This is a genomic window from Microvirga sp. BSC39 (assembly GCF_000739015.1).
Lineage (GTDB): Bacteria > Pseudomonadota > Alphaproteobacteria > Rhizobiales > Beijerinckiaceae > Microvirga.
The window spans coordinates 114,928-137,981 of sequence record NZ_JPUG01000076.1; the positions used below are offsets into that span (position 1 = coordinate 114,928).

General features: G+C 63.5%; 30 protein-coding genes, 1 tRNA gene and 1 pseudogene. 14 read left to right on the plus strand and 18 right to left on the minus strand.

The annotated features are described in order from the left end of the window. Nucleotides 1-7 precede the first annotated feature (7 nt). Nucleotides 8-598 (plus strand): hypothetical protein, encoded by a 591-nt coding sequence (locus tag MA07_RS21620; RefSeq protein ID WP_052003411.1) that lies wholly within the window; start codon nucleotides 8-10, stop codon nucleotides 596-598. On the opposite strand, the gene truA is transcribed toward MA07_RS21620, so the two are convergent. The 5 genes from truA to def are packed head-to-tail and all read right to left on the minus strand — an operon-like array spanning nucleotide 590 to nucleotide 3,292. After that, on the minus strand, nucleotides 590-1,339 hold the full coding sequence (gene truA, locus MA07_RS21625) for a tRNA pseudouridine(38-40) synthase TruA (RefSeq protein WP_036356670.1): 750 nt from the start codon (nucleotides 1,337-1,339) through the stop codon (nucleotides 590-592). The two genes, MA07_RS21620 and truA, sit on opposite strands and share 9 nt — an antisense overlap. A 2-nt stretch (nucleotides 1,340-1,341) precedes the next feature. Then, nucleotides 1,342-1,521, minus strand: a complete 180-nt coding sequence (locus tag MA07_RS28045; protein ID WP_052003412.1) for a hypothetical protein — start codon at nucleotides 1,519-1,521, stop codon at nucleotides 1,342-1,344. Nucleotides 1,522-1,545: 24 nt separating this feature from the next. Beyond that, the gene (locus tag MA07_RS28050; protein ID WP_052003413.1) at nucleotides 1,546-1,836 is read right to left on the minus strand and encodes a GNAT family N-acetyltransferase; all 291 of its coding nucleotides are present in this window, start codon (nucleotides 1,834-1,836) and stop codon (nucleotides 1,546-1,548) included. Between the two features lie 8 nt (nucleotides 1,837-1,844). Beyond that, on the minus strand, nucleotides 1,845-2,777 hold the full coding sequence (gene fmt / locus MA07_RS21635; RefSeq protein WP_036356672.1) for a methionyl-tRNA formyltransferase: 933 nt from the start codon (nucleotides 2,775-2,777) through the stop codon (nucleotides 1,845-1,847). After that, entirely contained in the window at nucleotides 2,774-3,292 is a 519-nt protein-coding gene (gene def, locus MA07_RS21640) for a peptide deformylase (RefSeq protein ID WP_036356675.1), read from the minus strand. The genes fmt and def overlap by 4 nt, the downstream gene beginning before the upstream one ends. A gap of 198 nt (nucleotides 3,293-3,490) precedes the next feature. Here def and rmuC point away from each other — a divergent pair, with 198 nt between their 5' ends. Together rmuC and MA07_RS21650 are read left to right on the plus strand one after the other, a co-directional pair. Beyond that, nucleotides 3,491-4,678 (plus strand): DNA recombination protein RmuC, encoded by a 1,188-nt coding sequence (rmuC, locus tag MA07_RS21645; protein ID WP_036357011.1) that lies wholly within the window; start codon nucleotides 3,491-3,493, stop codon nucleotides 4,676-4,678. 104 nt (nucleotides 4,679-4,782) lie between these two features. Continuing rightward, the gene (locus tag MA07_RS21650) at nucleotides 4,783-5,286 is read left to right on the plus strand and encodes a ferritin-like domain-containing protein (RefSeq protein WP_036356678.1); all 504 of its coding nucleotides are present in this window, start codon (nucleotides 4,783-4,785) and stop codon (nucleotides 5,284-5,286) included. Nucleotides 5,287-5,345: 59 nt separating this feature from the next. Here MA07_RS21650 and MA07_RS21655 read toward each other — a convergent pair whose 3' ends face one another. From MA07_RS21655 to rpmH, 8 genes are all read right to left on the minus strand, one after another. Further along, on the minus strand, nucleotides 5,346-6,086 hold the full coding sequence (locus MA07_RS21655) for a pyrimidine 5'-nucleotidase (RefSeq protein ID WP_036356681.1): 741 nt from the start codon (nucleotides 6,084-6,086) through the stop codon (nucleotides 5,346-5,348). An 83-nt stretch (nucleotides 6,087-6,169) separates the two neighbouring features. Continuing rightward, a complete protein-coding gene (argB, locus tag MA07_RS21660; protein ID WP_036357015.1) occupies nucleotides 6,170-7,075 on the minus strand; it encodes an acetylglutamate kinase in 906 nt (301 codons plus the stop codon). A 129-nt stretch (nucleotides 7,076-7,204) separates the two neighbouring features. Beyond that, nucleotides 7,205-7,573 carry a DUF423 domain-containing protein gene (locus MA07_RS21665; RefSeq protein ID WP_036356684.1) on the minus strand — a complete coding sequence of 123 codons (369 nt, stop codon included), beginning with the start codon at nucleotides 7,571-7,573 and terminating at the stop codon, nucleotides 7,205-7,207. Then, nucleotides 7,570-8,235 (minus strand): ribosome biogenesis GTP-binding protein YihA/YsxC, encoded by a 666-nt coding sequence (gene yihA / locus MA07_RS21670; protein ID WP_036356688.1) that lies wholly within the window; start codon nucleotides 8,233-8,235, stop codon nucleotides 7,570-7,572. The genes MA07_RS21665 and yihA overlap by 4 nt, the downstream gene beginning before the upstream one ends. Nucleotides 8,236-8,304: 69 nt before the next feature. After that, nucleotides 8,305-9,843, minus strand: a complete 1,539-nt coding sequence (locus MA07_RS21675) for a CHAD domain-containing protein (protein WP_052003414.1) — start codon at nucleotides 9,841-9,843, stop codon at nucleotides 8,305-8,307. A gap of 132 nt (nucleotides 9,844-9,975) precedes the next feature. Next, nucleotides 9,976-11,835, minus strand: a complete 1,860-nt coding sequence (gene yidC / locus MA07_RS21680; RefSeq protein ID WP_036356691.1) for a membrane protein insertase YidC — start codon at nucleotides 11,833-11,835, stop codon at nucleotides 9,976-9,978. Next, a complete protein-coding gene (gene rnpA, locus MA07_RS21685; RefSeq protein WP_036356694.1) occupies nucleotides 11,828-12,259 on the minus strand; it encodes a ribonuclease P protein component in 432 nt (143 codons plus the stop codon). The genes yidC and rnpA overlap by 8 nt, the downstream gene beginning before the upstream one ends. Nucleotides 12,260-12,278: 19 nt before the next feature. Beyond that, nucleotides 12,279-12,413, minus strand: a complete 135-nt coding sequence (gene rpmH, locus MA07_RS21690; RefSeq protein WP_027314822.1) for a 50S ribosomal protein L34 — start codon at nucleotides 12,411-12,413, stop codon at nucleotides 12,279-12,281. Nucleotides 12,414-12,679: 266 nt separating this feature from the next. On the opposite strand from rpmH, the gene MA07_RS21695 reads away from it, so the two are divergent. From MA07_RS21695 to MA07_RS21710, 4 genes are all read left to right on the plus strand, one after another. Further along, nucleotides 12,680-13,474: a TVP38/TMEM64 family protein gene (locus tag MA07_RS21695; RefSeq protein ID WP_160195472.1), complete on the plus strand. Its 795-nt coding sequence runs from the start codon at nucleotides 12,680-12,682 to the stop codon at nucleotides 13,472-13,474. After that, nucleotides 13,474-14,931 (plus strand): FAD-dependent oxidoreductase, encoded by a 1,458-nt coding sequence (locus MA07_RS21700; RefSeq protein WP_052003416.1) that lies wholly within the window; start codon nucleotides 13,474-13,476, stop codon nucleotides 14,929-14,931. The genes MA07_RS21695 and MA07_RS21700 overlap by 1 nt, the downstream gene beginning before the upstream one ends. Before the next feature lie 8 nt (nucleotides 14,932-14,939). Next, nucleotides 14,940-16,376 carry a HAMP domain-containing sensor histidine kinase gene (locus MA07_RS21705; RefSeq protein WP_036356700.1) on the plus strand — a complete coding sequence of 479 codons (1,437 nt, stop codon included), beginning with the start codon at nucleotides 14,940-14,942 and terminating at the stop codon, nucleotides 16,374-16,376. Nucleotides 16,377-16,480: 104 nt separating this feature from the next. Further along, nucleotides 16,481-16,557, plus strand: a tRNA-Arg gene (locus MA07_RS21710). A gap of 98 nt (nucleotides 16,558-16,655) precedes the next feature. Here the strand turns inward: MA07_RS21710 and MA07_RS30530 are convergent. Next, nucleotides 16,656-16,823 carry a hypothetical protein gene (locus tag MA07_RS30530; protein WP_200879412.1) on the minus strand — a complete coding sequence of 56 codons (168 nt, stop codon included), beginning with the start codon at nucleotides 16,821-16,823 and terminating at the stop codon, nucleotides 16,656-16,658. Between the two features lie 143 nt (nucleotides 16,824-16,966). On the opposite strand from MA07_RS30530, the gene MA07_RS21720 reads away from it, so the two are divergent. Beyond that, nucleotides 16,967-17,233 (plus strand): GlsB/YeaQ/YmgE family stress response membrane protein, encoded by a 267-nt coding sequence (locus MA07_RS21720; RefSeq protein ID WP_036356706.1) that lies wholly within the window; start codon nucleotides 16,967-16,969, stop codon nucleotides 17,231-17,233. A gap of 59 nt (nucleotides 17,234-17,292) precedes the next feature. Here the strand turns inward: MA07_RS21720 and MA07_RS21725 are convergent, their stop codons facing one another. Beyond that, nucleotides 17,293-17,544, minus strand: coding sequence for a YgaP-like transmembrane domain (locus MA07_RS21725; RefSeq protein WP_036357028.1), 252 nt, complete (start codon nucleotides 17,542-17,544; stop codon nucleotides 17,293-17,295). A 149-nt stretch (nucleotides 17,545-17,693) separates the two neighbouring features. Here MA07_RS21725 and MA07_RS21730 point away from each other — a divergent pair, with 149 nt between their 5' ends. Then, nucleotides 17,694-18,188 carry a ferritin-like domain-containing protein gene (locus tag MA07_RS21730; protein ID WP_036356709.1) on the plus strand — a complete coding sequence of 165 codons (495 nt, stop codon included), beginning with the start codon at nucleotides 17,694-17,696 and terminating at the stop codon, nucleotides 18,186-18,188. Between the two features lie 74 nt (nucleotides 18,189-18,262). On the opposite strand, the gene MA07_RS21735 is transcribed toward MA07_RS21730, so the two are convergent. The 3 genes from MA07_RS21735 to MA07_RS21745 all read right to left on the minus strand — a co-directional run bounded on the left by MA07_RS21735 (nucleotide 18,263) and on the right by MA07_RS21745 (nucleotide 19,951). After that, the gene (locus MA07_RS21735) at nucleotides 18,263-18,511 is read right to left on the minus strand and encodes a hypothetical protein (protein WP_036356712.1); all 249 of its coding nucleotides are present in this window, start codon (nucleotides 18,509-18,511) and stop codon (nucleotides 18,263-18,265) included. Beyond that, a complete protein-coding gene (locus MA07_RS21740; protein ID WP_036356715.1) occupies nucleotides 18,498-19,142 on the minus strand; it encodes an acyl-homoserine-lactone synthase in 645 nt (214 codons plus the stop codon). The genes MA07_RS21735 and MA07_RS21740 overlap by 14 nt, the downstream gene beginning before the upstream one ends. A 77-nt stretch (nucleotides 19,143-19,219) precedes the next feature. After that, nucleotides 19,220-19,951: a LuxR family transcriptional regulator gene (locus MA07_RS21745; RefSeq protein WP_036356718.1), complete on the minus strand. Its 732-nt coding sequence runs from the start codon at nucleotides 19,949-19,951 to the stop codon at nucleotides 19,220-19,222. Between the two features lie 114 nt (nucleotides 19,952-20,065). On the opposite strand from MA07_RS21745, the pseudogene MA07_RS21750 reads away from it, so the two are divergent. The 5 genes and pseudogenes from MA07_RS21750 (at nucleotide 20,066) to MA07_RS28060 (ending at nucleotide 22,679) form a co-directional block, all read left to right on the plus strand. Beyond that, nucleotides 20,066-20,451: pseudogene (locus MA07_RS21750) on the plus strand (helix-turn-helix transcriptional regulator). Nucleotides 20,452-20,551: 100 nt separating this feature from the next. After that, on the plus strand, nucleotides 20,552-21,094 hold the full coding sequence (locus MA07_RS21755; protein ID WP_200879413.1) for a hypothetical protein: 543 nt from the start codon (nucleotides 20,552-20,554) through the stop codon (nucleotides 21,092-21,094). An 11-nt stretch (nucleotides 21,095-21,105) separates the two neighbouring features. Further along, on the plus strand, nucleotides 21,106-21,498 hold the full coding sequence (locus MA07_RS21760) for a phage holin family protein (protein ID WP_036356722.1): 393 nt from the start codon (nucleotides 21,106-21,108) through the stop codon (nucleotides 21,496-21,498). Continuing rightward, the gene (locus MA07_RS28055) at nucleotides 21,495-21,917 is read left to right on the plus strand and encodes a DUF3618 domain-containing protein (protein WP_052003417.1); all 423 of its coding nucleotides are present in this window, start codon (nucleotides 21,495-21,497) and stop codon (nucleotides 21,915-21,917) included. The genes MA07_RS21760 and MA07_RS28055 overlap by 4 nt, the downstream gene beginning before the upstream one ends. Nucleotides 21,918-21,938: 21 nt before the next feature. Next, nucleotides 21,939-22,679, plus strand: coding sequence for a hypothetical protein (locus MA07_RS28060; RefSeq protein WP_052003418.1), 741 nt, complete (start codon nucleotides 21,939-21,941; stop codon nucleotides 22,677-22,679). Nucleotides 22,680-23,054: the final 375 nt, after the last annotated feature.

A 23,054-nucleotide genomic window follows, 5' to 3' on the forward strand; every position in this document is an offset into this window, starting at 1 on the left:
GCTGCTCATGATCGTCACGGCGGATGAGGTCAATCGCTCGTTCAGGGGAACCCTCGACTTGCTCAACAGCCGGGCAGAGGGCCTGAAATCCTTCGACATGAGCGAGCGCGGTTTCTGGCGCTCCTTCACGGCGCTGTGGTTGACCCTTCCCGCCTATGTGGTCTCCTTGGCCTTCGAGCGCCTGCGCCTCGGCCTGCTCCAGCCCGACCGCTCGCTGCTGGACAATGTCTGGCTCGATCTCGTCGTGGCCCTCGGCCATGTGGCGGGCTTCCTCGCCCTGCCGGTCGCCATGATCTGGATTGCCCGCTGGCTCCGCCTCGAGAAGGCCTATGTGCCCTTCGTGATCGTCACGAACTGGATCTCCGTCATCGGCATGATGGTGCTCTCGGTTCCGGCCATGCTCATGCTCCTGGGCTGGGCGCCTCCCGGTCTCGCCAGCCTCTTCAGCCTCGCCTTTGCGATCATCATCGTCCGGCTGCAATGGTTCGCCACCAAATCGACGCTGGGCCTCTCGAGCCTACCGGCCCTGGGCATCGTCGTGCTCGGCATCGTGCTCAATGCCTTCGTCAGCACGGCGATGCGGGGCCTTCTAGGCTAGCTCCGGGTAGTCGACGCCGATCAGGTAGAGGCCTGTCGGCGGAGCCATCGGGCCGCAGCGCTTGCGGTCCTGCGCTTCCAAGGCCGCCCGCACATCCTCCACCGACCAGCGCCCGGCGCCGGCCCGCTCCAGCGTTCCCGTCATCGAGCGCACCTGATGGTGCAGGAACGAGCGGGCGGAGGCGTAGATGCGGATCTCGTCGCCGATCCGCTCCACGTCGAGTCGGTCGAGGGTGCGGATCGGGCTGTTGGCCTGGCATTCGGCCGCCCGGAACGTGGTGAAGTCGTGCCGCCCGACGAGCGTCTGCGCGGCCTCGTGCATCACATCCGCATCGAGCGTCCACGCCACGTGCCAGACCCGGGTCGCCTCAAGGGCTGGCGGCGCGCGTCGGTTGAGGATGCGATAGACGTAGTGGCGCTTCACGGCGGAGATGCGGGCGTTGAATGCCTCGGGCACGATCTGCGCCGACAGGATCGCGACAGGCGCAGGCCTCAGGTGGGAATTGGTGGCATCGCGCACGGTGTCCGGCCGCCACTCCTTCTCCAGGTCCACATGCACGACTTGGTGGGTCGCGTGAACGCCCGAATCGGTGCGGCCGGCGCAGTGGATGCGCACAGGGCTGCCGGTGAAGCGCGCAATGGCATCCTCGACCGCCTGCTGCACCGAGAGGCCGTTCGCCTGATGCTGCCACCCGGTGAATGGCGCGCCGTCGTACTCGACGACAAGCTTGTAACGAGGCATGTCTAGTTCAGTTCTGCAAAGGCCCTGGCATAAGATACAGGGCCGTGGGCGCCTTCCCCGTGATCGGAAAGCGCAAGGGCCTGGAGATAGGGCCCGTCATAAGGCGTTTTCAGCTTTTCCGCCAGCTTCGGATCGAAGCCGAAGCGACCGTAATAGTGCGGTTCTCCAAGAACCACGACCAAGTCGTATCCATTGTCGGTCAGATGCTACAGGCTGTGCCGGACAAGAGCCGCCGCGATCCCCTGCTTCTGAAACACGGGAGCGACCGCAAGCGGCGCCAGCACACAGTCTTTTATGGCTGAGGCTTCGTGCAGCACCAGATGAGAATAGGCGATGTGCCCCGCAGGTTGATCGTTATAGGCAATCAGGGAGAGGATGAGGTCTCCATCATTCTGCATGTTCCGAACGAGATCGGCTTCCGCCGATTGTCCGAAGGCCGCGACATAGATCGCATAGATCGCCTGCCAGTCTGCGGATTCCTTCAGACGGATCGTCATAGGGGGCCTCACCCAAAGCGGGCGCCCGGACCAAGCCTCACGCCGCGCAGGAATTCCTCGAAAGCCACGGGGCCTTTGCCGGCTCTCTGAACCTGGATCAGACGGACAGCCCCGTCGCCACAGGATATTATACCATTATTGTCCAGCATTGTCCCGGGGAAACCTGAACCTCTTCCCAAAGCCGCGCGCAGCACCTTCACCCGCTCTGGTCCCTTGCCGAAATCGGCCGTGAAGTAGGCTCCCGGGAAGGGCGACAGCCCGCGGATATGGTCATGCACCGCCTGAGCTGGCTTCGACCAGTCGATCAGAGCGTCTTCGTTCTTGAGCTTATGGGCGTAAGTGACGCCCTCTTCAGGTTGAGGCGTGAAGCCTAGGCCCCCGCGGGAGAGGGCGGCGAGCGCCCGCACCATGAGGTCGGCGCCGAGCACCATCAGCCTGTCGTGAAGCTCGCCCGCATTCATGTCGGGCTCGATCGTCACCCTCTCGACCATGGCAAGGGGGCCCGTATCGAGGCCCTCTTCCATCTTCATGACGGCGACGCCGGTTTCCCGGTCACCGGCCATGACAGCCCGCTGGATCGGCGCTGCGCCGCGCCAGCGGGGGAGCAGGGAGGCGTGGAGGTTGAGGCAGCCGAGCTCCGGCGCGTCGAGAATGGCCTTGGGCAGCAGCATGCCATAGGCCACCACCACGGCCACATCGGCGTCATGGCTGCGGAAGATCTCTGCGGCCTCGTCGGTGCGCAGCGTCTTCGGCGTGAACACGGGGATCCCGAACCGGTCCGCCATGGTGTGAACCGGAGACGGCTTCAGCTCCATGCCCCGCCCGGCGGCGGCCGGCGGGCGGGTATAGACGGCCACCACCTCGTGGCCTTGGCCCACGATCTCGGACAGTGTCGGCACGGCGAAATCCGGCGTGCCCATGAAGACGACGCGCAGGCTCATGCGCCGGCCTCGCGCCGGGCCGCCTTCTTGAACTTGGTCACCACCCGGTCCCGCTTGAGCTTCGACAGGTAGTCGATGAACAGGACCCCGTTGAGGTGGTCGATCTCGTGCTGGACGCAGGTGGCAAGCAAGCCGTCGGCGTCCTGCTCGATGGTTTCGCCCTTCAGGTCCATGTAGCGGAAGCGCACCCGGTCCGGCCGCTCGACCTCCTCGTAATATTCAGGGATCGACAGGCAGCCCTCCTCATAGACCCGCTTCTCCTCCGAGGCCCAGACGATCTCTGGGTTGATGAGCACCATCGGCTGGCGCTCGTCCTCGGTTTTCGACACGTCCATGGTCACCATGCGGACCGGCACGCCGATCTGGATGGCGGCAAGCCCGACGCCGGGGGCGTCGTACATGGTTTCCAGCATGTCGTCCGCCAACTGGCGGATCTCGCTCGTGATTTCCTTAACGGGCTCGGAAACCAGGCGGAGCTTGGAATCGGGAATGATGACGAGAGGTCTGATGGTCATGATCGCGGGAGATAAGCGCTTGGGGCAGGATGGTCAAATCGTTCGTCTCAGGCATCGGACCCAAAAGTGGGTCCGCTTTTGGGGCTGATCCGATGCCTATCATTCATGAGTGCATCGTTTTCGCGGAAAAGCGGAATCCACTTTTCCGCACGAGGCACTTGTGTTCGGATGCAGCCGTCAACCGGAACCTTGACCTTTATGAACGACGTCGTCCTGATCCTCGGCCAAACCTCCCTGACCTGGGGGCAGATCGTCCTGGGGATGGCGGGTTTCAGCGTCTTTCTCCTGCTCCTCGTGACCGTGCTGCTCCTGCGGACCCGCCGGGATCGGGCGATGGAAGCGCTGATCGCGGACGAGCGGGCGCGGGAGATGGACGACAAGGTGGCGGAGCTCACCCGGATCCAATCCGAGATGACCGGCCGGATGCGGACCATGGCGGAGGTGTTCGGATCCCGCCAGAGCGACTTCGTGCGCATGATCTCGGAGCGGATCGACGGGCTGCAGCACCGGGTCGGCCAGGGGCTGGAATCCTCCACGCGCTTCCAATCCGAAAATCTGTCGAAGCTGAACGAGCGCCTCGCGGTCATCGACGCGGCGCAGCAGAATCTGACGAACCTCACCGGCGAGATCGTCGGGCTCAAGGACATCCTGTCGAACAAGCAAACCCGCGGCGCCTACGGCCAGGGGCGCATGGAGGCAATCGTTCGCGACGGGCTGCCCGTGGGCGCGTTCGAGTTCCAGGCGACGCTCTCCAACCGCACGCGCCCGGACTGCCTCGTGCGCCTGCCGGGCGACGAGCGCGGGCTCGTGATCGATGCCAAGTTCCCGCTGGAAGGCTTCACCCTGTTCCGGGAGGCCAAGGGCGACGAGGCCCGCGCCCGTGCCGCCGCGAAGGTCCGCAGCGACATGCTCGTCCATGTGAAGGACATTGCGGAAAAGTACCTGATTCCCGGCGAGACCCAGGACATCGCCATGCTGTTCGTGCCGGCGGAGTCGATCTATGCCGATCTCGCCGAGCATTTCGACGAGGTGGTGCAGAAGGCCCATCGCGCCCGCATCGTCATCGTCTCGCCGTCTCTTCTGACGCTCGCCATCCAGGTCATGCAGGCGCTCGTTCGCGATGCCCGCATCCGGGAGGAGGCGCGGGTAATCCAGATCGAGGTGCAGAAGCTTCTCGAAGACGTGGAGCGGCTCGACTCGCGCGTGGCGAAGCTCGACGCCCATTTCCGGCAGGCACAGGACGACGTGTCCCAGATCCGGGTGTCGACCGACAAGATCGTGAAGCGCGGCGAGAGGATCGAGGCTCTCGAGTTCGACGAGGGGGAGGCCGAAGCCCGGGCCGAGCTCCTGCGCCTTCAGGGCCGCAATCTTCGGGCGGTCGATTAGGAACCGCCTTCCGCCCGCGACGTTCTCCCCAAGCTGCACGATGCGCCGAGCGAATGATGGCGCTCGCATGCCGGCATGTCTCAAAACTCGGGAAGGATTGCGCTATGGGCCTTTTGTCGAAGGACATCAAGTCGTTGGATGACCTCTTCATCCATACCCTGCAGGATATCTACTACGCCGAGCAGCAGATCACGAAGGCGCTGCCGCAGATGATGGAACAGGTGACCGATCCGCAGCTGAAGCAGGCTTTCCAGACCCATCTCGGCGAAACCCAGCAGCAGATCCAGATGGTCGAGCAGGTCTTCCGCATGCACGGCCATGATCCCAAGGGCGTGACCTGCCCGGCCATCGACGGCATCATCAGCGAAGCGCAGGACATCGCTGGCGAAATCGACGATCCGCAGGTTCTCGACGCCGCGCTTCTCGCCGCCGCTCAGGCCGTGGAACACTACGAGATCACCCGCTACGGCACCCTCGTGGCCTGGGCCAAGCAGCTCGGCCGCGAAGACTGCGCCGGCGTCCTGCACCAGATCCTCGATCAGGAAAAGGCGACCGACCAGAAGCTCAACCGGATTGCCGAGAGCAAGATCAACACGCAGGCTGCGTAAGCCTTTCATGCTCTTGAAGCGAAAATGGCCTCCTTTCGGAGGCCATTTTTGTTGGGGAGCTATGACTTGGATTTTGCCGGCAACGCATAGGCGCGCAGGAACTCCGCCAGGTCGTTGGTGATGTAGTCGATATCCGGCGTCTTGACCGCTTCCTGCTCGAAGCTTTCCCGGAAGGGGTCGAGGGTCTTCGGCACGATCAGGGTCGTGGTCATGCCGAGCTCATGCGGCACGGTCAGGTTCTTGGCGATGTCCTCAAACATGGCCGAGCGGGACGGCTCCACCCCGTGCCGGTCGAGAAATAGTTCATAGGCGCGCCGGTCCGGCTTTGGCACGAAGTTGGAGGCAGCGATGTCGAACACATCCTCGAAATGGTCGAGGATGCCGATCTTCCTCGCCACGTTCTCCGCATGCTTGCGCGAGCCGTTGGTGAGGATGAGCTTGCGGCCGGGCAGCTGCTCGATCGCCTCGCCCAGGCTGTGGTTCAGCTCGATATCCGTGTGGTCGATGTCATGGGCGAAGTCGAGGAAGTCGTGCGGATCGATGTTGTATTCATCGACCAGCGCCTTCAGGGTCGTGCCGTATTTGTGATAAAAAAACTTCTGCAGCGCCTGCGCCGACAGCCCGTCGAGCCCGAAGAGCTCGGTGATGTAAAGCGTGATCCGCTGGTCGATCTGCGGCCAGACCCGCGAGGTGTGCGGATAGAGGGTGTTGTCCAGGTCGAAAACCCACGTCTCCACATGCGCGAAGGGGCGGGAGTCGGCGGAGGACAGGTGGCTTTCGACGGCTGGTTTGGCGTTCATGGATTCCAAAGACGACAATGGGGCCGTGCGGCCCCACTGCCAGAAATATAGGCGTTCTTCGCTGCTTCGGAAAGGGTCGAGCGTTAGCCGCGGCGGATCAGCGTGCCGGCGCCGTGGTCGGTGAACAGCTCCAGCAGCACCGCATGGGGCACCTTGCCGTCGAGGATGACCACGGCCTCCACGCCCTTCTCCAGGGCATAGATGCAGGTCTCGATCTTCGGGATCATGCCGTCCGTGATGGTGCCGTCGGCGATCAGGCGGCGGCAATCCTCGATGGTCATCTCGGGGATGAGGTTCTTGTTCTTGTCGAGAACGCCCGGAACGTCGGTGAGCAGGAGGAGGCGCTTGGCCGTCAGGGCACCGGCGATGGCACCGGCAAAGGTGTCGGCATTGACGTTGTAGGTCTGGCCGTCCTGACCCGTTGCCACAGGGGCGAGAACAGGGATCAGCTCGGCCTGGAGCACCTGGTCCAGAACCTCCCGGTTCACATGCTCCGGCTCGCCCACGAAGCCCAGATCCACCACCTTCTCGATGTTGGATTCAGGATCGACGGCTGTGCGGGTGACCTTGCGGGCCATGACCATGTTGCCGTCCTTGCCGGACAGGCCCACGGCCTTGCCGCCCTCGGCGCCGATCCAGCCGACGATCTGCTTGTTGATGGAGCCGGCGAGCACCATCTCGACCACCTCGACGGTGGCCGCATCCGTGACCCGAAGCCCGCCCTTGAACTCGGACTTGATGCCGAGTTTCTCGAGCATCCTGCCGATCTGCGGGCCGCCGCCATGGACGACCACTGGCTTGATGCCCGACTGCTCGAGGAGAACCACGTCCTCGGCAAAATCCTCGGCGGCCGCCCGGTCCCCCATGGCATGGCCGCCATACTTGATCACCACCACCTGCTGGTCATAGCGCTGCATGTGCGGCAGGGCCTGCACAAGCACCTCGGCCTGCACGTGGACGTCGGGAAGGGGGGTGGACGGATCGGACATGGACGGCTCCGGCGCGGTCATCGGGATCGGACGGCCTGCCTTCTAGAGCATCGGACCCAAAAGTGGAATGCACTTTTGGGATCAATCCGATGCTCCCTCCCTCAAGCGGCGCTGCTGCAAACAGGGACTTCAGGCTCTCACGCGAAGAAGGGCAGAGATGGCCACCAGCAACCATCCGATCATGAGAAAGATGCCCCCGGCAGGCGCTGCCCTCGGGAACAGCGCGACGCCTGAGAAAGCGCGGCGGGAGAGGTCGCCGCAGAACAGGACCAGCCCGAGCACCAGCACGTAGCCGGCGATCTGACCCAGCATCGGGCTCACGGCCCCGGCGGCAATCAGGGCCACAAGACCCAGCAGGGCAGGGGCGTGGAAGAGCAGGAACTGTGCGGCCGTGGTGAGATTGCCTCCCGTTACATGGGCCGCAGCGGCCGAAAGGCCGACGCCGAGGAGGCCCGACAGGGAAGCCAGGACGATCAGGATCCGGGTGGCAAGCGTCATCCCGCTCCCCGCTCGCTCAGGAGCTTGGCGATTCCGGCACGCAGTTCGGGGATGCCGAAGCCGGTGCGGCTGGACGTGGGCATGATCTCCGGGAAGGCGGCCGCCCGCTTCTCGATCTTCTTCAGAGTGTCATCCATACGCTTGTCGAGTTCGCCCGGCTTCAGCTCGTCCGCCTTGGTCAGCACGACCTGATAGGAGACGGCCGCCGTGCCGAGGGTTTCCAGCACCGCCTCGTCCACCGGCTTGATGCCGTGGCGGGCGTCGATCAGCACATAGACGCGGGCAAGGCTCGCCCGACCGCGCAGGTAGTCGTGGATCAGCTGCGTCCAGGCCTGCACCTTCTGCTTCTCAACGGCAGCAAAGCCGTAGCCGGGCATGTCGACGAGGTGGAAGCGGTCGTTGATATTGAAGAAATTGAGCTGCTGGGTGCGGCCCGGGGTGTGGGACGTGCGGGCCAGCGTGTTGCGCCCGGTGAGCGCATTCACCAGGCTGGATTTGCCCACGTTGGAGCGCCCGGCGAAGGCGATCTCCACCTTGCTCATGGGCGGCAGGTTGTTCAGGGCGTTGGCGGCCCAGATGAAATCCGCCTCGCCGGCAAAGAGCTTGCGGCCGATCTCGAGGAAGGGATCGATGTCCTGGTTCGGGGGGCTTGTATCGGTCATGGGGCTCTTATCGGCGCTTGGAACGCATTCTTCAAGGCACCTCGCCGATTTCCCTTAAAGCTCGCGTGCTTAGAGCCAGAAGGGATCGGCCTTTGAGAGCGCGCTCAAGGAGGCCTCGCTCTTGTCGAGAAGCTTTTTCCGCTGCCGCTCCAAACGCTTGGGTGAAACTTCGGGGAGGTACATGGCAAGGGAGCCGCCGACCGCGAGATCGTTCAGGTCGCCCAGGTTTTCCTGAAGCTCCTCCAGAAGGGAGGAAAACGTCTTGCGACGCTTCTGCGCCTTACCGGAGGTGAAGAGCGAACCGAAGAACTCGGTGCCGTAGCGCAGCTTCTTGATGCGAATGCGCAATTCGTGGCGCTCCTCGTCACCGATGTCCCGCAGGTGCTTTGCAAGCTTGCGAATGCGCTTGAAGCGGCGCGAAAACTCGGCCGAGGCGAAATCCCGCGCAGGGCGTTCCTGGGCGGACTTCCGACCCTTGCCTGATGTTGTCCAGGCCCCCGCCTCGATCCAGGCAGCCGTCTGCAGGATCACATCCATGAAGCGATGGGATTCGAGGGTCTCAAGCAGGTCCCTATAGGCTTCCGTCCGGCGTCGCTCGATTTCCTCCATCTGAGATGGGTCGGGCATGGCATCATCCATGGAGCGCAGCCGCCCGATGAACACGTCGAGGTCCCTGGCGGCGCCCAGCGTCTGCCCGGCCCAACGGAGATTGTCGCGGATTTCGGCGCTTTCAGGATCCGTCAGCAGCTGGGTCCTGAACAGGGAAATGGCAGCCCTCAGGCGCCGCAGGCCCACGCGCATCTGGTGCAGGGCTGCGGGCTCCTGCGTGAGCCGTACCAAGGCTTCGTTCTGCACCATCTGGGCAAGGCAGGACCGGGCGATGACCTGGAAGGCCTGGGCGCAGGTTGCGTCCTTTGCCAGCTTGATCTTCTCCGAACGGAAGGGGCGAACGGTTCCCTCCTCCAGGAGGCGGTAGCCCCGCTCGGATTTCGCCGCCGTCGAAAGCCTCAAGGGAGCCGCCTCGCCCAAGCGGCGGGCGAGGGCAAACAGGGCGCCGGCATGGCCCTGCCGCAGCTCCAGCTCGATTTCCGAGAAGGAGGCCGTTTTGTCCCCACCGGAGGCTTTGGCTCGATCGAGAGCCACCTCGATCACGGCGCCGTCGAATTTGGCCTCGAAAGCCTTCCGGTCGGTTTCGACAGTGAAGGCCGGCTTGATTCCCGTCCGCAGGGCCTCGTCCGCAATCAGCTTCTCGAGAGGGGTTCCGGCCGCGGCGGACAGGTCGAGTTTTCCATCGACGGGCGTCTCCCACTCGCCGCGATCCATGGCGATGCCCTTGTGCGGCCCTTCGGCTTTGATGGTCTGGATGGCCTTCCCCTTCCGGCGGCGGATGCGCAGGCTGATGCCCTCGCGGTGCAGGGCCTGATCGTCAGTGTCAAAGTAGGTCGCATGAAGCTGTCCGCTCTGCTTGGAAAGCGGACGTGCTTCGTTGAGGAGAGGATGCGCGAGCAGGTCCTCGGCCGCGCCGGAGGCGAGTTCCAGCTTCAGCTCGATCTCGCGGGGTGCGTCCGATATCGGGTCCTGCTTCGATCTTCCCTTTGAGGCGCTCATTGTCCGTCACCGCATTGCTTCAATGATTGATATAGATGTGTGACGCTTCGAAGAAACGGCGGCGCTCATCATCGGCAAAAGAAAATCCCCGGGACGAGGCCCGGGGATGATCGCGTTTCAATCTGGCACCGTTCAGCCCTTGGCGGGGCTGGCCTTGCGGCTGAAGGTCTTGCGCAGGTTGTCCCATAACTCGATCTTCACGCCGTTCTTGCGCATGATGAAGGCCTGCTGCGACACGGAGAGCAGGTTGTTCCAGGCCCAGTAGATCACGAGGCCGGCCGGGAAGGAGCCCAGCATGAAGGTGAAGATCACCGGCATCCAGGCGAAAACCTGCTTCTGGACCGGATCCGGCGGCTCCGGATTCATCTTCATCTGCAGCCACATGGTGATGCCCATGAGGATCGGCCACACGCCGAGCATCAGGAACGGACCCAGCACCGGCACCGCGCCGGGGTTGTAGGGCAGCAGGCCGAACAGGTTGAAGATCGACGTCGGATCCGGGGCCGCAAGGTCGCGGATCCAGCCGAAGAACGGCGCATGGCGCATTTCGATGGTTACGAAGAGCACCTTGTAGAGCGCGAAGAACACCGGGATCTGGATCAGCACCGGCCAGCAGCCCGCGACCGGATTGATCTTTTCCTTCCGGTAGAGCTCCATCAGCGCCTGCTGCTGCTTCATCTTGTCGTCCGCATAGCGCTCGCGGATCGACGTCATCTCCGGCTGCACCGCCTTCATCTTCGCCATGGAGGCGTAGGACTTGTTGGCGAGCGGGAAGAACAGGATCTTCAGCAGCACGGTGACGATCAGGATCGCGACGCCGAAATTGCCGAACAGGCGGAAGAAGAAGTCGAGCACCTTAAAGAGCGGCTTGGTGATGAAGTAGAACCAGCCCCAATCGATCAGGAGATCGAAGTTCTTGATGCTGAACGCCTCGTGATACTGGTCGACGGTCGCAACCTCCTTGGCGCCTGCGAAGAGGCGCTGCGTCACCTCCGTGGTGGCGCCGGGCTGGAGCGTCTGCGCCGTGCCGAGCATGTTGGCCTGGTAGATCTGGCCCGTCGGGCCCTGGCGCATGGTGAAGGAGCCCTGATAGGGCTGCGCCTGATCCGGGATGACCGCCGCGGCCCAATACTTGTCGGTGATGCCGACGAAGCCGCCGTTCACCTCGTCCCACACTTCGCCCACGGTGTTCTGGCCGGCGGGAACCGGATCTTCCTTGGCGATGGCGTCGTAGGTGTATTCCTGCAGGCCCTTGTCGCCCAGGACGCCGATCAGGCCCTCGTGGAGCACGTAGTAGCCGAGAGTCGTCGGCCTGCCATGCCGGGAGACGAGACCGTAGGGGTGCAGGGTCGCCGCCGCGGAGCCGCGGTTCTCGACGGCGTTCTTGACAGTGAACATGGACTTTTCGTCCACGGAGATCGTACGCCGGAAGATCAGTCCCTGGCCGTTGTCCCAGGTGAGCGTCACCGGGGTGGAGGGCGTCAGCGTCGTCCGATCGGCAGTCCAGACCGTCTCGGCGGTCGGCAGGGCGCCGTTCTGCGCTCCAACCCAGCCGAAGTCGGCATAATAGGGGTTCTGAGTTCCGGCGGGGGAAAGCAGCACGATGTTCGGGCTGCGCGGGTCGACCGTCTCGCGGTAGTTCTTGAGCGACACGTCATCGATGCGGCCGCCGCGGAGGTTGATCGAACCTGCGATGGCCGGAGTATCGATGGTCACGCGCGGCGAGCGGGCGAGCGCTGCCTCACGGGTCTCGACCAAGGGTGCCACCGGGGTGCTGGGCACCGTTCCCGGTACCGTGGGGGCAGCACCGCCTGCCTGGCTCGGACTGGCCGGTGGGTTGGGTGCGTTGGGATTGACCTGCGTGGATTGCTGCTGCTGGGCGGCCTGGCGCTGCCTTTCGGCTTCCGGTGCCGCAAAGAAGTATTGCCAGCCTAGCAGGACCGCCATCGACAGCACGATGGCGACGATGAGGTTTTTATTGTCATCACGCATGGGAATGTCCGCGACGCTCGCCGTTGGAGGGAGGTGAGGAGGAAGAACGCTCTGCGGGAGAGGCGCTTTTCGGCTTTGTGACCGTCCGCAGTGCGCGCCGAAGATCGTCGATGAGCACGTCGAACTCGGCGGAGAGGATATCGCGCCGTCCGATGACGACGACATCCGCATCGATGGTGGCGTAGTCCTGACCTGCCATGGGGAGGGCGGCCCGGAGCCGGCGCTTGATGCGGTTGCGCTCGGTGGCGTGGCCGACCCGCTTCGTGACCGTGAGGCCGAAGCGCAGGCCGAGGCCGGAGCCTTCGCGAAGGCGGGCCTGAACCGTCATCCGCTCGGTATGAAAGCGGCGGCCGGAGGCCGCCGCGACGAAGTCAGGTCTTTTCGTCAGACGCCCGAGGCTAGACGTTGCGCGATGGTCGCGCATCGGGCGGTCCTAAAGCTGCTTACGCCGACAGGCGCTTGCGGCCATGGGCGCGGCGAGCGGCAATGACCTTGCGGCCACCCTTGGTCGCCATGCGCGCACGGAAGCCGTGGCGGCGCTTGCGAACCAGCTTGCTCGGTTGATACGTCCTCTTCACGGCACTTCTCCGGTCGAATGGGGCAGCGGTGCTCGAAGGCTCGCGCCCGTCTGGTTGGGATGGGGTTTCCCCCGAAACTGTCTCGAAAAAACGATCAGCGCCCAAGAAGAGCGCTGTCAGCTTGCGGGCTTATGAAGGAACGGAGGGGCAAAGTCAACGGCGCTTTGGCCTTCGTGCGGCAATCCGGCCCCTGCTCACCAAGCTGTGACGGGCCGGCAGGCTTGACCGCATGGACACTCCATACCACACCGGTTTCAGGAGGACACGTGGCCCAGATACATCCGAAGCCGGGAAGCCCGAAACAGGCAGGACGTTTCTGGCGCATGCTACCTCTGGTGCTCGTCCTGATGGCGATCGGAGCCGTGTTCGCAACGGGCGTTCACCGCTCCCTCACGTTCGAGACCTTCGTGCACTATCAAGCCTGGCTTCAGGGCCTGGTGGCCGCTCACGGCCCGGCGATGCTTGGGCTCTACACCCTGATCTATGTGGCGGCCGTGACCCTCTCGCTGCCGGCCTCGGCCTTTCTAACCGCCATCGGGGGCTATCTCTTCGGCTGGCCGCTCGGGGGCATCACGGCGAATCTCGCCGCAACCCTCGGAGCAGCCAACATCTTCCTCATTGCCCGGTCCTCCCTGGGGCGCCCTCTGCTCGAACGGGCGGGCTCGCGCATCCAGGGGCTTGCGGCAGGCTTCCGGAAGCAATCCTTTCTCTACCTGCTCTCCCTTCGCCTGATTCCTGTGGTGCCGTTCTGGCTGACGAACCTGGCCGCGGCCTTCTTCGGCATGCGCCTGAAGCCCTTCGTGCTGGCGACCCAGCTCGGGATGCTGCCGGCCTCGTTCGCCTTTGCCCTTGCGGGATCGGGGCTCGATGGGGTCATCGCGAAGCATGAGCGGCAGCGTGCCGAGTGCCTCGCCTCGGGGCAGGGCGATTGCGCCATCGACTTCAATGTCAAAAGCCTGTTGACGCCCGAGCTGATGGCTGCTCTCGCACTGCTCGGAATTTTGGCGCTGATCCCGATTGCGCTCAAGCAATGGCGCCGTCGCGAAGCGGGCGAGAGCTGATGGTGAAGCTGATAGACCAAGAGGGCAGGCGGGTCTTGCAGCCCGATCTGTGCGTGATCGGCGCCGGCTCCGCCGGGCTGTCGGTCGCGTCCATTGCGGCTTCCCTCGGGGCATCCGTGGTGCTGATCGAGAAGAACAGGATGGGCGGCGATTGCCTGAATGTGGGCTGCGTTCCCTCCAAGGCGTTGATCGCTGCGGCTCTTCACGCCCGCAATATGCGCGAAGCAGGGAATTTCGGGATCGGGGGAGGAGAGCCCACCGTCGACTTCGCCAAGGTCCATGCGCATGTGAAGGACGCCATTGCGGCCATTGCTCCGATGGATTCGGTGGAGCGCTACCGGGCCCTGGGCGTGTCGGTGGTCGAGGGCGAAGCCCGGTTTACCGATAGCCATACGGTTGTTGTCGAGGATCAGGTGATCCAGGCCCGCCGCTTCGTCATTGCGACTGGCTCCCGCCCGGCCATCCCGCCGATTCCCGGGCTTGAGCAGGTCCCTTATCTAACCAACGAGACCATCTTCGATCTGACCGAAAAGCCCGAGCATCTCGTCGTCATCGGCGGGGGCGCCGTGGGGGTCGAGATCGCTCAGGCCTACCGGCTTCTAGGCCTGCAGGTTACGATTCTTGAGGCCGGCGAGCGCCTCCTGGCGCAGGAAGATCCCGAGATGGCGCACGTCGTCGATCAGGCTCTCCGGTCGGACGGCGTCGCCGTCAGAACCGGGGCCTCCATCGACAGGATCGAACCGGCGAAAGCGGGGGGCGTCGGTGTCGTGCTCAGCAGCGGCGAGACAATCGAGGGAAGCCATCTCCTCGTGGCAACCGGCCGCAAGCCCGTCGTGAATGGGATAGGCCTCGAGGTTGCCGACATAGCGTCTGACGCCTCTGGTATCCTTGTCGACAAAGGGCTCAGGACCTCCAACCGGCGCGTCTATGCCATCGGCGATTGTGCGGGCGGGGCGGCGGCTGGCCTCCGGTTCACCCATGTGGCGAACCATCATGCGGGCCTGGTGATTCGGAATGCCCTGTTCCGGCTCCCCGTCCGCGTCGGGAAGGCGCCCATTCCTCGTGTGACGTATACGGCGCCGGAGCTGGCCTCCGTGGGTCTGACGGAGGCGCAGGCGCGGGATCAGCATGGGGCGATCCGCATCCTGCGCTGGGCCTTTGCCGACAACGATAGGGCCCACACGGAGAGACGAACCGAAGGGCACGTGAAGGCCGTCGTCACCTCAAGGGGCAAAATCCTGGGCTGCTCCATCGCCGGCGCGCATGCGGGCGAGCTGATCATGCCGTGGGTTCTGGCCATAAGCCGCGGCATGAAGGTTTCCCAACTCGCCGGGTTGATTTATCCCTACCCCACGTTTTCCGAGGTGACGAAGAGCGCAGCGGTGGAGTTTCTCAAGCCTTCGGCTCAAAATCCCTGGGTGCGGCGGCTGGTGTCCCTGGTCCGCCGCATGGGATGAAACCGAACATGAGACCTGAGCAGACATCCCTTGCAGGGCGCATCCTGAGCCAGTTCGGGCTCTCCGCGCGCCTGCTGCTGCTCACGGTGCTGTTCGTGATGATCGCCGAGGTGCTCATCTACGTGCCCTCCGTGGCCAATTTCCGTCTCACATGGCTGAACGACCGCTTGGCCGCGGCGCAGATCGCCGCCATGGTGCTCGACGCGGCGCCCGAGGAAAGCCTTCCCGAAGATCTTGAGATACGCCTCCTTCAAGGCGTCGGCGCTCGGGCCATCGCCCTGAGGGGCGGCGGGCGCAGGAGCATTCTGGCTGCGGGCGATGTGCCGACCGAGGTGGGCAAGACCGTCGATCTGCGGGACGCGCAATGGATGACCCTGGTCTACGATGCCTTCGACGTCCTGCTCAATCCGGCCGACAAGCCGATCCGGGTGATCGGGTCCGGCATGGGCGTCGACTTCGTCGAGATGATCCTCGATCAGCGGCCCCTGCGCCACGCCATGATCGAGTTCTCGCGCAACATCCTGTTCCTGTCCCTGTTCATCTCCATCATCACGGCGGGGCTCGTCTATCTCACCCTGCAATGGGTGATCGTGCGCCCGGTGCGGCGCCTCACCGGCAACATCGCGGAATTCTCCAGCAATCCGGAGGATGCCTCCCGGGTGATCCGGCCGACGGATCGCGTCGACGAGATCGGGCTCGCCGAGCAGGCCCTCGCCCGTATGGAAACGACCCTGGCCGATGAGCTGCGCCAGAAGCGGCGTCTTGCCCAGCTCGGCCTCGCGGTCAGCAAGATCAATCACGAGCTGCGCAACATGCTGACCACGGCTCAGCTCCTGACGGACCGTCTGGATAACGTCAGCGACGATTCCGTGCAGCGCATCGCCCCCAGGCTGGTCAGCACCCTCGACCGGGCAATCGCCTTCTGCGAGACGACCCTGGCCTATGGCCGGGCGACCGAGCCCCTGCCGCAGCGGCGCCTCATCCCCTTAGGCCCCATGATCGGCGAACTGTCGAACCTGACGGATCTGGCGCCCGAGGTCGGGATTGCGTTCCAGGCGGACGTTCCCGATGACCTGATGGTCGATGCGGATCCGGATCAGCTTTCCCGGGTGCTCGTGAATGTGGTCCGCAATGCGGTTCAGGCTCTCAGCCAGACCGGTTCCCCCACTGGCCACCCGTGCATCGACATCTCGGCCCATCGGGAGGGCAGCGCCGTGGTCATCCTGATCAGGGACAACGGCCCCGGCATCCCCGAGCGGGCCAAGGCCAACCTGTTCACGCCCTTCCAGGGCTCGGCCCAGAAGGGCGGCACGGGCCTGGGGCTGCCGATTGCGGCCGAACTTGTTCAGCTCCATGGGGGAACCATCATTCTCGATGAAGGGCAGGGGAAGACCTGCTTCAAGATCACGATCCCCGACCGGCTCTCCCTGGCGGGAGCCAACTGAGCTTTTGGCAAAACTTCCCCACAAGAGGCTTGCCAACCGGGACGGATCCCTTTATGTCACCGGCCTCGGCCAACGTTGCTTCCCGCAACGACTTAGCCGGTCAGGCGCCCGTAGCTCAGCTGGATAGAGCACCAGACTACGAATCTGGGGGTCAGAGGTTCGAATCCTTTCGGGCGCGCCATTTTCTCCAAAGACATCGATGCAGCAGGACGAAGGTTCGAGTGCGCGTATGGCGCACTCCGAAGCCTTTCTGAGCGATGAGCTCCCTCGATTCTGCCCTTACACTTCCGCAATCGGCGTGACGCCGAGATCGTCCAGCTTGGCTCGAACCTCCGTGATCGACCGCTTCAGCTTCAGGCTGATCACCGAGACCGGGATGCCCTCCCGGGCAAGGGTCAGAAGGGCCTGAACGGATTCGTAGCTCCAGGAACCGCCGGAAGAATTCATGGCCGAGACCTCCAATCGATGAACCGGAAGCGTCGCCTTCAAGTGCGGCGAGATCATGAAAAGAGGATCGTTGCGGTGCTCCGCCGCAACCTTAGCCGAAGATGCGCGTTCCCTGTGGAGGCAACACTGACAGGGACTCTCTCATGAGCATCATCTGGACCATCATCATCGGCTTCGTGGCTGGCTTGATCGCGAAATGGATCATGCCGGGCCGGAACGAGCCATCGGGTTTCATCATGACGACGATCCTCGGCATCATCGGCGCTTTCGTCGCCACCTATCTCGGGCAGGCCCTGGGCTGGTACCGGGCCGATGAAGGGGCCGGATTCATCGGTGCCATCGTGGGCGCTATCGTCGTGCTCTTCATCTATGGCCTGATCGCCGGGCGCCGTTCGAGCTCGACCTACTGATCGCGCCAGATCCGAGTTCAGAAATTGAGGGCCACAGCTTCCGCTGTGGCCCTTGTCGTTTAGCCGTGGTGGGCGAGACGGCCGCTCTCGGAAAAGCCTGTGAGAGCCGCCTTGACCGGGCACTGACCCACATATCCACGCCAGGCCAGATAGGATCCGCCCGCAAGCGCCAGGATGTTCAGGAGCGGATTGGGGCGGGGCTTGGCGGCTGCGGCCGCTAGGCCGAGGCCTGCCAGCATGTAGACGCCGCGCTCCGTGGTGCTGAGATTGGGATCCCCATTCATCAGCGATCCGGCCTTGGCCGATATCATGTTCGTCACGTCATTTCTCCTTGATTGGCATGGGGCCGAACGCGACGCGACACAGGGTTGTTCCCCTCTGTAAAAAGAGTCCGGAAGAGGCCCGGAACCTCCAACCTTGGCTTCCGTTGAGTCCACGCTTTAACCATGGAGCTGTCACAATGCCCGCTAAGGAAAAGACCTTGAACGATTTGTTCCTTCACACGCTGAAGGATGTTTTCTATGCCGAGAAGCAGATCCTGAAGGCTCTCCCGAAAATGGCGAAAGCAGCCGAGTCGGATGAGCTGCGGGAGGCGTTTGAAACCCATCGCGAAGAAACGCAGGGGCAGATCGAGCGCCTGGAGAAGGTGTTCGAGATGCTCGGCAAGCCCGCCCGCGGCGTGCAGTGCGAGGCCATCATGGGCATCATCGAGGAAGGCAAGGAAGTCATGGAAGACTTCGCCGACAGCGAGGCTCTCGATGCCGGCATTCTGGCCGCCGCTCAGGCGGTGGAGCACTATGAGATTACCCGCTATGGCTCCCTGAAGACCTGGGCTCAGGAACTGGGCATGAATGATGCAGCCAAGCTCCTGGACCAGAACCTTCAGGAGGAGAAGAAGACCGACCAGCTTCTGACCCAGCTTGCCGAAGCGCGCGTCAACACCAAGGCCGCCTGACGCTTCATTCCGATGTCGAAAACCCCGCGCCCGAGAGCGCGGGGTTTTCTTTTGAGCCCTGGGGGCGGAAGGGTTCAGTGACGGTTGGCTGGGGAGGGTGTGACGGCCGTGTCCAGGGTGAGCCGCATGGAGCCCGAGGGAGTAATGTCGAGTGCGGCTTTCATGGCGGCCGGATCTTCGACCAGATGCATGAAGGCCAGGAGCCTCAGCAGCACGATCGGCGGCAGCCGAGAGAGGCGGGCCGCCAGCGTCTGGGTGGCTCCGTCGACCATCTCTTCTTGAACGAAGGAGGTGACGGGAGGGATCTCGTCAGGCAGCGACATGGGGCACCCGATCGGCAAAGGCGGAGGCACCGGCGGCGCGCACCAGGCATGAGCCGCGCAGGCCCGCGAGTCTGCTGACATGCCTCAGGCTGTCCTCCGATATCTGGATGGCGGCCGCGATGCAGGGCTGGCCTTCCACCATAGTTGGCAGGCCCAGAGGACGGACCTTGAAGCCTGCCTGCTGCCAGCGCGGCAGCCACCACATCTCGACCACGGCGGTGACCTCCGTGATGCCCTCTTCAAGACAGAATTGCTGAAAAGCTGCCAGGAGGCGGCAATCGGTGCGGCCCGTCCGCCGTTCCTTGACGATGAAGTACCGGGTGCATTCGAGGATGCTCGGACCGGACAGAACATCCCGCCCCCTGACCAGATGGGCAAAGGACTCGCTGATCATGTGCGGCAGCAGGGTCGGGTAAAGCCTCAGGCCCCCGATCACCTTACCATTGTCGAGGGCGATCAGGTAGGTCGCCCGATCATTGTCGTACCCGTCCATATCCCGCCCGTCAGGCCGTTCCAGGTCGCGCCAGCCACGCTCGCCGACGAAGATCTCGTGCCTCAGACGAAAATACTCGTCCAAGATCGCTTCATATCCAGCTCTGTTCTCGGCGGTGACGATGTGAATTGAGGTCATACCCCATGCCTCCGTTATGTCGGAGAGCAGTGTTCATGACCGGCCTGATTTGAATATTGTAGGAAATTACAGGTGCGTCAGATCTCGATGAGGCGGTGCTGAAGCGCCCTGGCGACCGCATGGGTCTTGTTGGCGGCGCTCAGCTTGGCGCAGGCGCTGCCGATATGGGCGGTGATCGTCCGTTCCGTCACGCCCAGGATCTCCCCGGTATCGGCAGCGGACTTTCCTAGGGCCGCCCAGCGCAGCGCCTCCCGCTCGCGGGCCGTCAGCGGGTTCGGGCGTGCGGAGGGAGCCAGGACGAGCCGGGCACGCTCGAACGCATACATTGACATCAGGTGGATGGCAGGCTTGGTCTGGGGCGTCAGGTCAAGGTCGGGGCCGCTCATGGAGAGGCAGGCCTCGAATCCATTCAGGCCGTGAATTGGTAGGCAATAGCCCTGCCTCATGCCGAAGTCGGCAGCCCCGTGCATGATCTCCCGGCCCTTGGGAATCGTCTCCGGATCGGAGTGAGCCTCGCCCCATTCGAAGGGCTGGACGGTCCGGCGGCACAGGCGGATCACGGGATCGTGCCGGTCATAGCTGTTTCGCGTGTAGCGCTCATACCAGCCAAGGGGCCACTTCTTGAGCAACACCAGGCTTTCGATCTGCTGCTCCGGATGCGGCAGCCCGGGCATGATGAAATTCTCGAACCCGTATTGGGCAAAGGAGCGCTCCATCGCATCGATGATCGCCTGAGGCGATGCCAGACGGTCGAGCTCTTCGATGAACTCGAACGCATGTATCGTATGGTCAAGGCTGCGGCCGCTCACGGGCGTCTCCCAGGCAAGTCTTGCAGCTGAAAATTGTGTTGAGATATAATGCTACCAAAAGTTTTGGACTCGTCATAGAGAAGATTGGGTTCATCAAAGACGCAGGAGCGGGCCTTGCAGAAGAAGGCGCCTAACCACATCGACAGGCACATCGGCAGTCGGGTGAGGGCCCGGCGGACCATGCTCGGCATGAGCCAGGAACTGCTTGCGGACGCCTTAGGTCTCACTTTCCAGCAGGTTCAGAAGTACGAGAAGGGCATGAACCGCATCGGCGCCAGCCGCCTGCTCCAGATTGCCGGCATTCTTGACGTGAGCATCGAGTTCTTCTTTGAGGGCCTCCCCGGCCTGCGGGCAGGCGGGTTCTTAGGGGACAGCCTATGGCCGAGTTCCTGACCCGGTCCGAGAGCGACCGTCTCGTGCGCGGCTTCCTGCGACTGAAGGACGATGAGGCCCGCAGGAAGGTTGCCGACCTCGTCGATTGGCTCGCCTCCGTCGGCTAGGCGCGGGAACTGCTGAAACCCCAAAGCTTTGGTTTCAAGCAGCGTTCGGAACCTGCCGCGCTTCTAATGGTTACTCCCTCACGATTGAGAGAGGTTGACCATGGGCGTGGGACAGCAAAACACCAACAGGCAGCAGGATAACGGCACCGAGGATTGGGATGCGCTGAAAGGCGATGTCGGCGATATCGCGGACGCCGCCGTGGAGCGCAGCCGTTACTTCATCGACACCGCACGCGAGCAGGCGACGGATTACGTCGACCGCCGCAAGGACGACATCGCGCAGTCGGTGGCCGACTTTGCCACGACGCTGCGTGAATCCACCCATTCCTTCGACGAGCGGCCGAATATCCGCGCCGTCGTGGATACGGCGGCCGAAGGGCTGGAGCAGCTGGCGGATTCGATCCGCGAGCGGACCTTTGCCGACTTCTTCAACGAGTTCGAGGGCGTGGTGCGTCGTCGACCGGCGACCGTGGCCGCCGTTTCTGTGGCCGTCGGCTTCCTCGCTGCTCGCTTCATCAAGAGCACGGCCGAGGATCTGCGCTATGACAGCATGAATGCCGGCTCGGCACAGGGTGGCCAAGGCCGCTCGCGCCAGCAGGGTCAGCAAGGCCAGCAGCGCTCGCGCGCCAAAGCCAGCGCCTGACGGAGGCGGTCATGCAGGGTAACGGCAATCAAACCATCCAGGGTCTCGTCGGCGAGGCGCTGCGGGAATCCACCGATCTCGCACAAAAGGAATTTACCCTTTTCAAGACCGAGATATCCCAGAACATGCGGACCCTCTTCCTGGGGCTCGCCATGGTGGTTGCGGCGGCGGTCTTTGCAATCGCAGCCGTTATGCTGCTGACCGAGTCGCTCGTGGAGTGGCTGGCGACCGTCGTCGATTCGGAGGCGCTCGCCGCACTGATCGTCGGCGGCATTCTGGCTGTGATCGCCATCGGCCTCGGGCTGTGGGGGAAGAACGCCATGACGGCGTCGTCGCTCACGCCGCAGAGGACCATGCGCTCGCTCAAGCGCGATGCGGAAGTCCTGTCCGAGAGAGGTGCATGATGACGTCACAAAGTCTGCAGGATCTGGAGAGGGACATCGAGCGCAGCCGCGCTCAACTCGACCAGACGATCGATCGCCTCCAGGACAAGATGACCGTCTCCGGCGTCGTCGACGACGTGCTTGGGACCGCCCGCAACGGACAGTACGGACCGCTCTATGATCGGGTTCTGGATACGGTCAAGCGCAATCCCGTGCCGGTGATGCTGATCGCCATGGGCATCGGGCTTCTCGCTTACCGCCTCGGCCGCCCGACCCGTCCTTTGCGTCCGGCCCGACTGATCGCGGCCGATGAGGACCTCATCACGGAGGAGCATCTGCTGATGGAGGCGGAGGACCCCCGTCTGTATGGGACGGAAGCCGTTCACCAGCCTGCGACGGACACCATGTTCGAGCGGCCCGGCATGAATTCCCGCTACTGAAGAATCGAACAGGAGCTTTCCATGGCAAACACGAAGAACGAGACCGGCAAGCCGGGAGCGGACAAGCAGAGCGACGCCGGCAATGCCGGTAAGGTCTCCGCCGGCACGTCGGTCGGCAATATCGGCGAGGCTCCGATGCCTCATGCCCATGACCCGAAATCCACCCAGGGCGCCGGATCGTCGATGGGTGGCGCGCAGTCCGCCGGCCAGTCGAAGGGCTCGTCATCGGGTCAGACCTCGAGTCAGGCCACCGGTCAATCCTCGCAGCGGAATGTGCAGGATCAGGGCGGCATGACGGACAAGGCGCAGCAGGCCGCCGATCAGGTGCGTCAGAAGGCCGAGGATGTCTATGAGGACGCCTCCGAATGGGCGAAGGATACGTATGAGCGCGCTTCGGATTGGGCCTCTGGCACTTACTCGCAGCAGCGTCGCCGCATGAACAAGATGGGTGGCCGGTCCTCTCGGGCTTTTGGCAACGCGCGTGGTGGCGTTCAGAGCTACGTGTCCGAGAACCCGATGGTGGTGGGTCTCGTCGGCTTGGCGGCCGGCCTGCTTCTCGGGGCTCTGCTGCCCCGCACCCGCCGCGAGAACGAGATGTTCGGTGAATGGGCCGACGAGGTTCGCAACCAGGGCCTGCGCTACGCCCGCGACGCCGCCAGCCGCGGCCGTGAATATGTCGAAGAGACGTTCAGCGGTGATGACGCGCAGTTCAGCCGCCATGAAAGCGAGTTCAACGGTCAGCGTGACGCCAATCGCCACTGACGCAGGGCTCGAGATGAAATGCAAAAGGGCGCCGGTGAAAACCGGCGCCCTTTTGATGTTGTTTCGAGCAATGCGAGGTGCTCAACGGCCCCGCAGAAACAATAACGGCCACGGCGAGATGATGCGCGTACATCCGGCGTCATCATCTCGGCATCGTGACCGCTTCTGGTCGGCACGAATGCCGCCAGCGTGACTTTAAAATGGGATTGGCCTGCACTGAATTCAAGAGCATATGGGTATTTCTTAACCCTGTCCGGCTAAATTCCTCTCCTGTGCAGGACCTTCCAGGAACGACGCGCCTTCGAGTTTGTTGGCTCTGAACAGGGCCAAAATTTCCTATCAGAAGGCTCTGCGCGAAAGATGATCCTCCTCAGG